At 37.1% G+C, this 14,532-nt stretch carries 10 protein-coding genes; all 10 read right to left on the bottom strand.

Translation table 11 applies throughout. The features are described from left to right. Window positions 1-963 carry a hypothetical protein gene (locus ACY0M5_RS10990; RefSeq protein WP_461629140.1) on the bottom strand — a complete coding sequence of 321 codons (963 nt, stop codon included), beginning with the start codon at window positions 961-963 and terminating at the stop codon, window positions 1-3. Between the two features lie 62 nt (window positions 964-1,025). Then, entirely contained in the window at window positions 1,026-2,510 is a 1,485-nt protein-coding gene (locus ACY0M5_RS10985) for an MFS transporter (protein ID WP_461629139.1), read from the bottom strand. 45 nt (window positions 2,511-2,555) lie between these two features. Beyond that, on the bottom strand, window positions 2,556-3,629 hold the full coding sequence (locus tag ACY0M5_RS10980; protein WP_461629138.1) for a glycosyl hydrolase family 17 protein: 1,074 nt from the start codon (window positions 3,627-3,629) through the stop codon (window positions 2,556-2,558). A 26-nt stretch (window positions 3,630-3,655) separates the two neighbouring features. Continuing rightward, window positions 3,656-4,609 (bottom strand): glycoside hydrolase family 17 protein, encoded by a 954-nt coding sequence (locus ACY0M5_RS10975; protein WP_461629137.1) that lies wholly within the window; start codon window positions 4,607-4,609, stop codon window positions 3,656-3,658. Window positions 4,610-4,632: 23 nt separating this feature from the next. Further along, window positions 4,633-5,523: a glycoside hydrolase family 17 protein gene (locus ACY0M5_RS10970; protein ID WP_461629136.1), complete on the bottom strand. Its 891-nt coding sequence runs from the start codon at window positions 5,521-5,523 to the stop codon at window positions 4,633-4,635. A gap of 77 nt (window positions 5,524-5,600) precedes the next feature. Beyond that, window positions 5,601-9,062, bottom strand: a complete 3,462-nt coding sequence (locus ACY0M5_RS10965; protein ID WP_461629135.1) for a hypothetical protein — start codon at window positions 9,060-9,062, stop codon at window positions 5,601-5,603. Between the two features lie 139 nt (window positions 9,063-9,201). Beyond that, window positions 9,202-10,038 carry a glycoside hydrolase family 16 protein gene (locus tag ACY0M5_RS10960; protein WP_461629134.1) on the bottom strand — a complete coding sequence of 279 codons (837 nt, stop codon included), beginning with the start codon at window positions 10,036-10,038 and terminating at the stop codon, window positions 9,202-9,204. 18 nt (window positions 10,039-10,056) lie between these two features. Further along, the gene (locus tag ACY0M5_RS10955; protein ID WP_461629133.1) at window positions 10,057-11,397 is read right to left on the bottom strand and encodes a family 16 glycosylhydrolase; all 1,341 of its coding nucleotides are present in this window, start codon (window positions 11,395-11,397) and stop codon (window positions 10,057-10,059) included. 71 nt (window positions 11,398-11,468) lie between these two features. Next, a complete protein-coding gene (locus tag ACY0M5_RS10950; protein ID WP_461629132.1) occupies window positions 11,469-12,875 on the bottom strand; it encodes a PKD domain-containing protein in 1,407 nt (468 codons plus the stop codon). 74 nt (window positions 12,876-12,949) lie between these two features. Continuing rightward, window positions 12,950-14,512, bottom strand: a complete 1,563-nt coding sequence (locus ACY0M5_RS10945; RefSeq protein ID WP_461629131.1) for a RagB/SusD family nutrient uptake outer membrane protein — start codon at window positions 14,510-14,512, stop codon at window positions 12,950-12,952. Between the last annotated feature and the right edge of the window lie 20 nt (window positions 14,513-14,532).

The following is a 14,532-nucleotide window of genomic DNA, read 5'->3' as shown; positions in this document are numbered from 1 at the left end:
TTAATTGTCAATCTCATAGATATCGTATTTTCTGCTCCACTCAATTTCCTGATCTGGTTTTAGGTTTATATCAAAGAACAATTCAGGACTCACAACATGTTTCCATCCCCAAAGATTTACTTTGTTGGTTGTAAAACTGCCTGTTTCGCTGACACCAATTTTACTTTTGGTATTGATTAATTCCCAGTGAGCATCCACATTCTTGCTTCCTGAAAGGTTGCTGAAAAAGAATTGTTCATTTGGCGTATTTTTAAACGTAATTTCGTTTTGTCCAAGCTCCACTTTCTCTTCAGGATTGACTGTTGCACCTAATAATTCCGGTTTGATATCAAATGGGAATTTTAAGATGTAATTACTTCCCATTAATTCTTTATTGATGGCTAAAAAATTGTGGCAGTATTCATTCGTAGAAATGATTTTTCCTCCTATGTTATGTAAGTAATACCGAATAACAAAACTGCTTTCCAATAATTCGATTTCCTTTTTCAGCACATATGAATATCCATTAACATTCGGAGAGATACATTCAATGAGTAATTTATTTGTATCAGTAATAATTTTAAAATCGGCAGGTTCAGTTTCATAAGCCTTGCTGAAACTGTATTCAGCCCCCTCTTTTTTTAATGCTCCTACACCTATTTTTGGAAAATATTCTCCCTCTTTTATTTCATCAAAGCCGACAGGTATTTCAATGCCAAATTCATTGTAAAAACCTTTGCCATAAATATTTTCAACATCCCCTTCTATTTTTTCTTGAGTACAAACAGGAATTCCTTTGAATTTTACCGAGGTAATTTTACTTGTCCAATCGAATCTGGAAAATTGATAATTTTCCAATGGCAGATCGATATGAATTTCCAGATTCTTATTTTTTAGGATGTATGGCATACTGTTATCTTTTTTAGACTGACCAATAGTTAGTAAGGGTAAAATTATCAGTAAAAACAATGCTGTTTTTTTCATTCTTATGGATATTGAATTAAATGGTCATTCCCACAAATGCATTCTCGACTATTTAAGGAAGTTTATATTTTATCAGGTATAATTTCGCCTGTTACATTACTGATCACATCACCTTCATGTTTTACCTTACCTCGACGTGCGATTAAAGCTTCTCTTATTTCATGAGATCTCGTTTCTGTAATATCATATTTCCATATCAATACAATTGCAAGAAATGCTGTAGTAATTGGAATCAGGATATCTGCTAACCTGAGGTTTGTAATGGTCTCTGCAGACTGAACATCAACACTTTCATCGAAGCCAATATAGTGCAAAACAACACCACTGGTAAGCATGGCAATAGCTGTTCCCAGTTTCACCATCCACCAGTAAATAGCTCCGAATGTAGCTTCTCTACGTTCTCCATTATTCAGTTCATCCAAATCGCAAACATCAGCAGTCATCGACATCATTAAAGTAAACAAGCCACCTATCCCGAATGACAAAAACGGAATTGGCATGAACATCAACCAAGGGTATTCAGGATTAAATCCCCACCATTTTAATGCATATCCCACCACTGAAAAAAGAGTAGCTATGATAAAAGCATTCTTTTTTCCAAAGTTCTCGGAAAGCTTAGTAACAATAGGGATTACAAGAAATGCGGTAGCCATCGCACTTATGGTTCCAAACCATGCCGGCCAACCTCCTGCTGCCACTTTATCGCCTTGAAAAAGATAATAGACAATAATAAAGAAGGCAAATTGGGCAATAGTCTGAAAGCCATTAAAAATGAGAAAGGTAGACCCGCAAAGCTTCATGAATGGCTTGTTTTGAATGGTTAACTTTATCCCTTTTATGAATTCCTTTGTGTTCGCTGCCAATTCTTTTGCCGACAAATTTTTCATCTTATCCTGATCGGGAACGATCATTTCATTGTTAAACAGAGCCGGCAGAATACCAAGAACCATGCACAAACCACCTACCCAAATGGAAAGAATTCGTGCCCCTTCAGGCGCGGAATCGAAAATCGATGGATTGTATATAATCACCCAAAACCAAGGGGCTATCATCCATGCAATTTGTCCCATAAACTGAGAAACAGCCATCAATCTGGTTCTTTCATTGTAATCGGGAGTCATTTCATAACCCAAACCAATTAAAGGTGTCGCAAAAATGGTGTAACCGATATAAAAAAATATGGATATCACTAAAAAGTAAAAGAAATTGTAAATCTCAGAATTTTCAGGATTCAATTGCCACATAATCATAAATGTGACTCCTGAAATAACGCTCCCTATTAAAATGTAAGGTTTTCTTCGCCCCCATTTCGATTTTGTATTGTCTGAAATAAATCCCATAATAGGATCAGTTAATGCATCCAAAAGTCTGGGTAATGCACCTAATAATCCGGCAAGGATAGGATCCATTCCCAAAGACATAACCAGTACGACCATAAACACACCCAGAGCAGCAGGAAATAACTGATTTGCCAGATGTCCTGATCCAAATGCCAGTTTTTGTCCAAATGGGACAATGTCTTCCTTTGCTGTTTTATAATGTGTCATGTTTTTATAGATTATGTGATGTGAGATTCTAGATATGAGAAATAATTATTGCATTACTTTTTTTTGTTTTCTATCAACAGTGAATAACCCCCAGTGCTTTTCTGCTCCTAAAGGATTTGCTGTTTCTCCTTTCCAATCTTCATCGAAAGCTTCAAAAAAGAAGCTTGTAATGTTCATGTCTGCAGACCATTTCATCAGGTCGTTATAATATTGTTTTTGCTTTTCTTCGCTGGCTCTTTCTCCAAATTCTGAGGCTACTGTTGCCCATCCTGCTTCTGTTATTACTATTTTGCTATCAGGAAGTGCATTTCTAACTTTTTGCACATTCTCGATGGTGTAAGACATTGCTTCGGCAATATCTTTGCCTTCCCAAACAGGATATACATGAATTGATATAAAATCAACAGCTTTAGCTAGTTTTTCACCCTTTGCAGCCCACCATTCGTAATTATCGGCAACAGTAACAGGTTGTTGAATGGCTTTCTGAACTTTCTGCACATAAGAGATGATCGAATCTGTATCTACTTTGTGATCGTTCCACTCAACCAAAGCTTCGTTGCCAACATTAACCGCTATAACAGTTTCGGGATATTGAGTGGCCAAACGAATTCCTTCTTTTATTTCCTTCTGGTTTGCAATATAGTTTTGCTCTAAAATTGCTGCTGGAATCGGTTCAGTTAACCATCCACAAGTTTCATGAGCACTCAATTCAGCTTTCAACCAAATACCCAACATTACTTTAATGTCTAGCTTATTCTCTTCGATAATTCTCAATACGGCTTCCGAATTTTCACCTGAATCGTATAAACGAATTAAATTGAAAAGAGAATCATGAGAGATAATCTGAAGATCTTCGAGAATCTGTTCATCCGTTGGATTAACGGCTCCTTCGCCTCTATCGGGATGTTGGCCTGTTCTAAATCCAGAATAGCAAACCGCTTTCGAAACTCCGTTCAATAAGTCCTTAGTAGTTTGCTTGATTTCTATCTTAGTTGTCTTGGTTAAATCTGATTCTTTTTGGGACACTTTCTTTTCATTTTTACAGGACAACAGACTGATTGAAATCACCAAAGTGATCATCATGCCAGTGTTCCTGCTATTTCTTACTGAGTTTTTCATAGTTCTTTAGGTTTCGGGGTTTCATACTATTTTGAATCAGCAAATAATTTTGCCATCACCTTTTTTGGTTTTCGGTCAACCGTAAAAAGGCCCCAATGTTTTTCCGGTTCCAATGGTTCTTGCGAACCTTTCCAAGGTTCATCAAAAGCTTCAAATACAAAAGTGAGTACGTCATCTTCCTCGCTCCAATTCACCAAATCGTTGTAATAAATTTCCTGCAAATCCTGACTTACATTTCCTATAGAAATGCCTCTACCGTTTGAATTGGTTGCCCAACCGGCTTCAGTTATTACAACTGGCTTGTTAGGATACTTATCGGCAACACTGTAGTAATTTTGCTTGGTGTATTCCATTGCCTCATGAATATTTTTATATTCCCACACCGGATAAGTGTGAATGGATATGAAGTCAATTTCCTTAACCAAATCTTTCAATTTATCCAGCCATGGCACATAATTTTCACAAAATGTAACGGGCTGTTTTGCTCCTTTTTTAATCATTCGAACATAGCGAATCACATTTTCTAACGGCACATAATGATCAGTCCAGTGAACCAATGCTTCATTTCCTGCTGATAATGAAAAAATAATTTCAGGATATTGATTGGCCAATTGAATCAGCTTTTGAATCTGATTCAGGTTTCTTTCCTTATTTTTATTCAGTTCTTCTTCCGAATAGGTACCTCCCCAAGGGCATCCAAAATTGTTCATTTCAGCACCTATGTAGGCGCCTAACATTACTTTAAAATCGAGCTTTTCTTTTTGAATCACCTCCAACACAATATCCGTTTGCTTATCGCAGTCGTATAACCGAAGATATTTCCAATGATTATTTAATATCAAAAGATCCTCTTTTATTTGCTCGCAAGTTGGATAAATCCCTGATTCAGGGCTTTGTCCTTCTCTGAAACCCGAATAACAAATTGCTTTTCCGGGTGCTATAGTAAGTGGTTTGTTTCGATTCATTCTGTAGTGGTTCATGCAGTTTCAATTCAAGGAATCAACTATTTCGAAAATTTTAAGTTCTCATCCTTATCCCAAATTCCCCAATAAGCTCCAACATCACCTTCGTCAGAGGTTTTCCAGGCTTCATCGAAGGATGAAAAATAGAAAATGTCGATATCCTCTTCCTTAGACCACAATTGTGTATTTATAAAATATTTAAGAGCATTTGCTTTGGAAGGTTTTGCTCCATGAAATTTTTCACCAACATTTGGCCAGCCGGTTTCAGTGATAATTACTTTTTTACCATTTCCTGCTTTTAATGCACGATTGTACATGTCTTTCATATACAGATATGAATAATCGAGGCTGCATCCTTCCCAAAATGGATAACAATTGGCCAATATCACATCGCAAGCGGTAGTTATTCTAGGGCGATTACCGAATTCATAATAAGCATCAACATACCCGACAGGAATTCCCGGAAGTGCTTTTTTCACCCTATAGATGTAATCCAACAATTCATCTTCGCTTAAATCCTCGCGATACAAAACCTCGTTACCAACAGCAACAATATCGGCATGACCGGCTTTAGCTACTTCAATAAGACCCGCAATTTCATTTTCGTTAATGCTTTTGTATTTCCCCAACCAAGCACCTACTAAAGTTTTCATCTCATTTTCTTTGGCAATTTTAGGAATGAGTTCATTACCTTCTGTACAAGAAAATGATCTTACCCATTTAGTATGTGGCTTGATGATGTCAATTCTTCTTCTAATTTGTTCCTCACTCAACAATGTTCCAGGCTCCTGCCCTTCTTCATAAGGACTAAAACACAATCCGTGCATTCCAGAATTCAACAATTGATTATAGAGAGATACTAATTCATCTTCCGTTTTACCGGAAAGATCCATTCCGGCAAGAGACATTAAATATTCACTTCTTACAGACATCGGTTTAAGCTTATTAGGTTAGTTTTAAAGTTAATCTGTACAATCTTGTTTTGTGATTGTACAGATTCTATCAAATATTATTTTTTACCGATTAAAAAATCGATTCTCTCCACTTCGCCACTTCGATTAAAAATCAAAGCACTTGTCTCCCCATCTATTGTATTGTTTGGAATCACTTTCGTTTCTCCATTTTTTAATGTAATTGTAATTTGATTTTTATCTGCTAAAGAATAGATTACAGGAACCTTACAGAAAGTAAAGGCTAACTGACCGCGATGGATGGCAATTTGTTTCTCCTGTCCATTCACATCGTAATAAACAAACAGCTCATCATGATTCAATATCTCTTGATCGTTAAACAAAGAGGTACCAAATACTATTTCGCCATTATTCACATGGATGCCCAGCTCAGCAATTCTTGATATAAAATCTTCTTTTACCTGACCGGTCATGCCTGGTTGTTGAGCACCGGCATGAGAAGGTGTATGAGAATAAGCATCCGTTGGGAAAGCTCCATATAACTTTGGTGATTTATACAATCCAATGCCTGCTTTAATTTCGAAATAATGATCCTTTATTTTACCGATCACCACTGGATCTGCTTCCTGTTCGATGGCGTTAAAATAGCTTTCCTGTGCAGCAAGCAGGAGTTTTGAAACCATGTGCCAATAGATACTACCCAAACCTTCAAATCCATAAAAAGTACCCGAGCGACCAGTAAATGACTGATGATCGAACATCTCTTCGAAAATATCAAGCACCTTCTTTTTTTCCTCTTTAACAAGCTGTCCGTATTTATTTGCATTCAGATTATTGATCGCATTTTCCAAAACCTGGGCATTCCTAAATGTGCCATCAAAATGATAACCGCCTAATTTATCTACATTCAGAATTGAAGAATCCTGATCAGCAAGCAGCTGAGATAATAATTTAGATTCTTTCACCTGATTGGCAGGAATGTTATTCTTTTCTATAAACAGAGGTAACTGTCTGTTTGGATAAAGAAAATAACTGTATTGATCTTCCCGAAACAATGCACTTGCTTTTAAGGCATCGAGTATATCGAGACTTTCTTTAGAGTTTAAATAGCCAGAGCTTAAAACAGCAACCTGTCCTTCGAGCATTTGGTATAAATAGCGAACCGAAACACTTTTATCGGTAAATGAAATCAGATTGTAAGCATGATACAAACCATCTTCACGTTTGTTTACTTTAATGGATTGATCCATATAAACCAAAACCAAATTGGTGAAATCGAGCAATTCGCTCACTTTCACTGTTTTTTTCAATCCAGAAAAAGAGTTGGCATAAATTCCATTTCGGTAGGTAGTTCCGGCTTCTCCCAATACATCAGCAAAACGACGTCTGTCTTCATCCGAAAATCCGTTTTCCAATAGAGATGCATTTTCAGAAAACAAATTAAAAATGCTATCGAGTAAGGTTTTCACTTCTTCAGAAATTTGAACTTCATTTATTTCTAAACCCTCAAATTTCACAGACCAAAACTTCAGGAATCTTCTTAGGTAACACAAAGTAACCATCGAAACTCCATTACCCACCAAGGCATTGTTAGCGTCGTTCCACTCCGGACGTTGTGTGTTTAACCAGATACCCGCTTCAGGAATAAAATTGCTCAATTTGGCCAATAGTGTTACCAAAATCTTTTCGGTAAGATTCACCTGATACAATTGATCGCCTCCATTTGTTAGCATGCGGGCATCAGCTCCAATCAGTGCTACCCTGCTTCGAATCTGATCATTTAAAGCAAAATCAAACTCTATGGTATCCTGTGGATTTTTTACAATACTCTGGTAAGATTTAATTCGATACGGAACATTTGCATACACAAAATTCTCTTTCGAAAGCATCTCATCTAATTTCTGTGGGTGGTATTCATTAGACAACTCCAGAAATTTTTGCAGATAAATAATCTGATGATCTCCCCAGTAGCCAATATAAGCCCATGGATCATGCGGATCCGGACATTCCCAATCGATTCCCTCTCGTGTTATTCGGTATGGATTGTAACCATCAGGGGTAGATGCATTTACAAATTTGCCAATCATTCCCTCGATAAATTCAGGATACGATAAACCCAGAGCTTCCCAGTTTTGAAAGATATCACGCCAATTTCCCTGATAATTCAATTTTGGTGAGCCATCGTCATTTTTTGTTTCGATAGAAAACTGGTTCCATGGCCGACTTGGATCACCATGCCTTCTGCTGAATGTTAACGGAAGATATTCATAACAGATTCGAATCAAATCAGAATTACCAGTCTTTTCAGCCTGTTGATTCAATTCTGTATAGGTGATTCTTGATGGCAATTGATCAATCCACGATTCAAATTCCTTAGCAACCAATTTATTGGTTTGCTGAACGAATAGCTTAAAATCATCTGATCCGACAAGGTAATTATCAGTAAAAATACCTCCCCGCATTACATTAAAAAGCGTATTTGAAAAGTGACGAGCATAAGCCAAATCATCATTACTCATTTGCAAACCATCCGCGTCTGCAACAATTTGAATTAATTTTTTTGTGCCTAAATCAATATCATTTGCTACTGATTCAAAGATGTTCTTTTCCGTTTTTATAAAATGATTCAAATTGGCAACATCAGCACTGGTTTGATTTACTTCTGCAACAATTATCCACTCGCGCGAATCTTTTGCTGTCAATTCCAATTCTGCATTTAAAATATAGGCTCCTTTTGTTGCCCTAACATCAAATTCAGCTTCAACCTGAAGTCCTTCCTTAAACCGATCACATTGTTTGCTTGACAAAAGAATTTTCCTTTTGTCATTTAATCCATGCGACCATACAGTAGTTGCATTTAACGATTCACTTGGTTCAGCTCTGTCAACAGGAATTGAACTTAGCATATATAATCCCAAACCACTTTCCGAAAGCAATTCACTTTTCTTATACGCGTCTAATAGATTACTGTATTCATTCTGAAAATCGTAATCAATTCCGCAAGGAAGAATATTCTCAATGCCATCAAGTATCTCAAATTTAACTGCTCCATCGGTTAAATTGCTAACCTTCGATTTTTTTACCCAACCAAATTTTTCACTGTTGCTCCAGCCGTATTGGAAACTCATTCCCAAATCGAAATTTACTTCTTCAAAAATGACTTTGCTGCCATAAATACTCTTATACAAATTCCGTTCAATCTTGTATATATGTCGCAGACCATCAGAGAAAGGTTTCCATAGAAAGGCTTTCTCATCCTTTTCAACCAATACAATTGTTTTACTCCCTGTTTTATCTCTGTAATCGTGAATTTTATCAACGGTATAATAAGGGAACAATGCGCTATTCCTGTCTTTTCTTCCTGCCGACAAAGAACCATTGCTCGATATGAACATCCAGTGATCCGAATCACTAACTATACTCATAAAGAAGTCTGACATTTGATCAGAATTGCTGATCTTGTAAAACTTTTCATTATGTAGTTCTACGAATTCCCCCACCACTTCAGACTTGCTGCAATTCAAACTCGTGTCTCCCAAATAAATGTTATTCTTCTTCATTCCAATTTTAATTGATTCTACTTCAATTACTTTTTATAGTAAAAACTTCTGATTCTTATATTTATAAGTCACAATCAAATTCTTCCGATTGTAAGCATTCATTATTCTTTTACAAGGATCAACTCTAAAACGAAAGCAATTATCTTTTCTGAAAGATCCTCACATAATCAACCTGCATCGTCTGAGGAAATGCTTCAGCATCTATTCCTTCCACACTACCCCAGGCTCCGCCCACGGCAACATTTAATATCAAGTAAAATGGTTTTATATATGGCCATTTAGATTCGCCCAAACCTTCATTTTTATATTCAAAATAAAGTTGATCATCAACATAGGCTCTCATTACCTCAGGTGTCCATTCCCAGATGTAAGAATGAAATTTGTCAGCCACATCAGAAATCATAATTGTATCTGTTTGTTGTGTACCTTTTTGCCATTGATAATCAGTTGAATGAGCGGATGCATGAATTGCACCTAAATTATGTCCCACATGTTCCATGATGTCGATTTCACCAATATTTGGCCAATCTCCATCCTTAAAAGACCAGTCTTTCGGCATCATCCATATAGCAGACCAGGTACCTCTTCCCTTTGGAAGCTTGGCATTCACCTCAATTTTTCCGTACAGCCAATTTGCTTTTGAATTTAAACGGGCAGATGTATAATCCTTGCCTTCGCATTGCTCTTTTAATGCAATGATGTTAAGAATGCCATTTTGAACCCACGCATTTTCCTTCTTTGCTTTTGTATAATATTGAGCTTCATTATTTCCCCAACCCTCTGAATTTCCTTCTGTATCGTACATCCATTTTGTTGAATCAGGAAGGCCTGTATAATCAAATTCATCACTCCAGACCAATTGGTAATTGTCGGAAATGCCTTCACTTTTTTCCGAAGTTTTAGATTTCTTTGAATTACAAGCAGACAAGAGAAATATTATCCCTAATGATAGGATGGTATGTTTTAGTAGCATCATTTATGTTTTGTTTTTCGATTACTGATATACACGCACGTAGTCTATTTCCATTGATTGAGGAAAAATGGCATTATCGATTCCCTGAGCACCTCCCCAGTTTCCACCAACAGCCACATTTAAAATGAAGAATTGATCTTCATTAAATGGCCAATTGCTTGCCGTTTTAGTTGATGGTGCATAAGTATGAGTTACATTATCAGGAGTATCGATATAAAACACCATCTCTGTTTCATCCCATAACAAACCATAAATGTGGAATTCTTCTTCGGCAGTTGTCAGTGTCACACTTCTGCCATCACCATTAGAACCTGAACCGGCAGTTGTGTGAACTGTAGCATGAACAACATCAGGTTGATAACCTACATATTCCATGATATCAATCTCACCACATGCAGGCCAGCCTGCTGTGTTAAGATTACTTCCCAGCATCCATATGGCAGGCCATATTCCTGTACCGGAAGGTAATTTGGCGCGAATTTCATATCGTCCGTATGTAAATTCTTTTTTGCCTTTAGAAATCAAACGAGTTGAAGTGTATGAACCGGCAACTTTATCATCATTCACTTTTTTTGCTGTAATAATCAACTTGCCATCTGTTACTTCAGCATTATCACCATTGGTGTAATTTTGTAATTCGTTGTTTCCCCATCCACCATCTCCGGTTTCAAAAGTCCAATAATCTGTATTAACCGAAGTTCCATCAAACTCATCAGACCATACAAGGGTCATGTTGTTCAGGTAATCTGGATCGTCTTGAGCAATACTTACCTGTTTTAATAAAACCTTTTCAAAATCATCTTTATAAACATGCAATTCCACGTCATAAATACCCGCTTTGGGTAAATAAATTTCAGTCTCATCGATATTATCTCCAGTGATCTCATTGTGATTGTATGTCCATGAAATACGATCATAATCGCCCTGAGTAATGTTCTTTAATGTGACATAATTTGGTTTTGCACTATTTATTGAATAGGTGAAATCAGCAACAAAAACGTCATTTACAATAGTGACAGTCTTACTTGCACTCTTATTATTCGACAGCTCATTATCCAGACCCCAAAGGGTTAACTTTACATTATAGTCTCCTTTCTCGGAGTAGAAAACAGTATAATTTTTTGTGTTTGCACGTTCCTTTTCAGAAACCTCTCCATTTCCAAAATCCCACTGCATAAAAAGATACGCTCCTGTACTTGTATTTGAAAACACAATTTTATTTGCATCATTCGCATCTTCACTAAAAGTAAAATCGGGCGTATAAGTTTCTTCATCATCATTTTTGCTGCAAGACAGTACTGCAGACACAAATAGTATAGATAAGAATATCTTAACGTGTGTAAGTGAACGTAATATTTTCATAGGGAATATTTGTACAGAAAAGTGAGTTTATAATTTTGCCGGAGCAACAAAAGTGCTCCGGCATTATTTAATTAGGGTAATAATTTAAAATCGTCGATATAAAATAGTCCTGCATTACAATGACCTTCAGCTCCAAGCTGAATTACAATCTGGTCAAAATCAACACGATCAGAAACATCGCTGTAATCAAAAGTTAATTCAACCCATTGTCCAAACTGATCTTCAGTTAAGGTATGACCGCGAACTTCTTGAGTTGTATAGGCATTTCCTTCAAGAGAACTATTCTGCAGTTTCACATCAACCTGAGGCTTAAGCACCCACTCGGTAAGCCAATCTGTACCCGGATTACACACTGTAACATAGTCGTTAAAAGAAGGGATAAATACCTGCATGGTAAATATATTTCTAACCGATAAATCAATCTTATAATCCAATACGGTAAGCACATTTGTCCACTCGCCAGCACCTTTCTTATATCTTGCAACCTTCTCCGATGAATTTACATCTGAAGGAGCAAAATTGTCAATGATATCGAATCCTTCAATGTCTTTAGTCTCCCAAACAATATTACCATCTCCCTCAAAATCATCAAAGATGTCGTTACTTTCCAACTCTTTTACAATAGGTTCTGGTTCCGGCGTTAATTTATCAACAGGAACAAATCTTGTAAACCAATAGTAATTGGCTTTAGTGTCCCAAAATGCAACTTCCAATAAATCATCTGTAAGTGTTATAATTTGATATTCAGAAGTACCTGCATAATAACCTAAGAAGCCACCGCCAGCTACAGTCAAAACATCACCTGCTATGGTACAAACATAATCACCATCTGCCCTAGGCATAACGTAGTCTGCACCACCTGTAGTTTCCATATGTCCAGTAATGTCTCCTAAATCAGGAGCCCAAGCTGCATTGGCGTAAGCAAAGCCTTGTAATTCGGTCTTTAAGGATAAACCTGATTCAGTAATTTTAAAAGTAAACCGATCATTATAAAAATTGTTTCCAGCTCGCAAGCCAGAAGGATCAGCCCACCATTCTAAAGGATCAGCCAAGGTAGGTCCTAAGCCAAAAGCACCTTTTGAATAACCATCAACGGCCCAAACTTGCGCTCCCGAACCAATTAACTGATCGTAAGGATATCCGGAAAGGAAAGCAGGATTATCAACATCTGTTGTGATCTCATCTTCAACAACAGTAACTCCCCCTTGAGATATTACAGTAAGTGTGACAGTATAAGTTCCAGCAAAAGTATATTGAGCTGTTACTGAGTTCCCCTTTTGGGTTACACCATTTCCAAAATCCCAAATAGAGCTTACACCTGGAGTATTGTTATAAAGAGTGTACTCGTTGGTTACATCTGTTGGGGTAAATCCCCAATCAATCTGTTCTGCCATAAGTGTTTCCGGGGTGCTGTACTCCTCAGGAGAACAGGACACTACCACCACTAAAAGCAAAATAAAATATAATATTTTTTTCATAATTTGAATTTTAAATAATCATTTGATAAGTCATGAAACTGATGAATCACCGAAGATGATTCGAACATAACCTTCTAATAACCATCGTTTTGCTCTAAGACAAAATTCGAAAGTGCAATTTCTGTTGTAGGTATTGGCCAAAATCCTCTGGCTGCTGAATTAACCGCTGAATCATAAATCCCGCCCAAATTTGTTGCCTGAACAGCACTTTCAAGTACAGGCATACCTCTTCGAAGTAAATCCCAATATCTAATTCCTTCCAAAGCAAACTCTAACTTTCTTTCTTCAAAAATTTGATCCAATGTTACCGAGCTAACAGGAGAATAAGACTCAAAAGCACGTCCTCTAACCTTATTGTAGTGAATTGCAGCTGTTGCATTCGATCCGATATGAAATTCCATTTCAGCAGCCATCAGTAAAACATCAGCATAACGTATTGAAATGTAATTCTGAGGAAAATTCAGTTGCTCTTGTCCGACATCAGGCACCTGACTTTTAAGGCCTGCATACTTTTTGTTCAAATAGCCTGTATACTGATCAGCTTCTTCAAAATTACCTGCGCCCAATTCTTCTATCATATCAAGGAGTGTGAAATCGCGTCGAAGATCACCATCTTGGTAAGAATCATAAAGTTGCTGTGTTGCTGGAGAAAATCCCCATCCAGAATAATATTCAGAATCAGCATTAGTTCCTCGAGGACCTACAAATACAACCATTTTATTACCAATATCAAAAGGAGCGTTATACCATTGCCATCCTTCACCCTGGTTTGAGAATTGTACCTCAAAAATACCTTCTATGGAATTTTCTACCCATGAATTAGTGACATCAGCATGTCCCCAAAGATTTCCAAAATCAGGTAAAAGATCAGCACCGCTATTCGTGATAATTTCATTTAAATAGTTTAAAACATCCGAACCGGTAACATCACCAGGCATAGTAGAGCTTGCATTTTTACTGCCATATACACCGTCATAAAAAAGGTACATTCTGGCTAATAAAGCTCTTGGAGCCCATTCAGTAATTCTTCCTTTTTCGTCATCACTGTAGGTTACATCTTTTAAATAAGCAATCGATGTTTCCAAATCACTGGCAATTTGAGCATACACATCATCAACAGGAGCTGCAGCTTGCGAATACTGCGAAGTTGAAAGAGTTTTGGTTATTAAAGGAATATTCTCAAACAGACGAACTAAATTGGAATAATAGTAAGCTCGTAAGAAAAGCGCCTCACCCTTGAATTGTGTCTTTAATTCTTCCGACATTTCCGAAGCATCAACTTTCTCCAGAAAGATATTTGCGCCATAAACACCAGCATAATGATCGTTCCACATGGCACTCCACATTCCCTCCGAAGCTGTTGTTGTTCCTCTGTCTGCTTTCTTTCCCGAAACACCATCAGTTGCTGAACCACCTCCGCCATAAGCATCATCCGAAACAATATCCATGGTTATTTGCAAGCTCTCGCCCCAGTTTCTTTGCAAGGGTTCATATGCTGCAATTAATGCTCTAAACATGTCGTCTTCTGTACGATAGAAACTTTCTTCTGTCTGCTCGGTTACAGGGCTCTTATCGAGATAGTCTTCACAGCCCATGAAAGTAACAGCAAAAAGAAGTATATATATTATCTTTTTCATTGTTTTTGTTTTATCTGTTA

This window comes from Labilibaculum euxinicum (assembly GCF_963678175.1).
GTDB classification, from domain to species: Bacteria; Bacteroidota; Bacteroidia; order Bacteroidales; family Marinifilaceae; genus Labilibaculum; species Labilibaculum euxinus.
This window is presented reverse-complemented; position numbering and strand designations above follow the sequence as displayed.

Excerpts from the sequence above, each read along its gene's own strand:
- ACY0M5_RS10990 (WP_461629140.1), bottom strand. The coding sequence starts at position 963 with ATGAAAAAAACAGCATTGTTTTTACTGATAATTTTACCCTTACTAACT.
- ACY0M5_RS10985 (WP_461629139.1), bottom strand. The coding sequence starts at position 2,510 with ATGACACATTATAAAACAGCAAAGGAAGACATTGTCCCATTTGGACAA.
- ACY0M5_RS10980 (WP_461629138.1), bottom strand. The coding sequence starts at position 3,629 with ATGAAAAACTCAGTAAGAAATAGCAGGAACACTGGCATGATGATCACT.
- ACY0M5_RS10975 (WP_461629137.1), bottom strand. The coding sequence starts at position 4,609 with ATGAACCACTACAGAATGAATCGAAACAAACCACTTACTATAGCACCC.
- ACY0M5_RS10970 (WP_461629136.1), bottom strand. The coding sequence starts at position 5,523 with ATGTCTGTAAGAAGTGAATATTTAATGTCTCTTGCCGGAATGGATCTT.
- ACY0M5_RS10965 (WP_461629135.1), bottom strand. The coding sequence starts at position 9,062 with ATGAAGAAGAATAACATTTATTTGGGAGACACGAGTTTGAATTGCAGC.
- ACY0M5_RS10960 (WP_461629134.1), bottom strand. The coding sequence starts at position 10,038 with ATGATGCTACTAAAACATACCATCCTATCATTAGGGATAATATTTCTC.
- ACY0M5_RS10955 (WP_461629133.1), bottom strand. The coding sequence starts at position 11,397 with ATGAAAATATTACGTTCACTTACACACGTTAAGATATTCTTATCTATA.
- ACY0M5_RS10950 (WP_461629132.1), bottom strand. The coding sequence starts at position 12,875 with ATGAAAAAAATATTATATTTTATTTTGCTTTTAGTGGTGGTAGTGTCC.
- ACY0M5_RS10945 (WP_461629131.1), bottom strand. The coding sequence starts at position 14,512 with ATGAAAAAGATAATATATATACTTCTTTTTGCTGTTACTTTCATGGGC.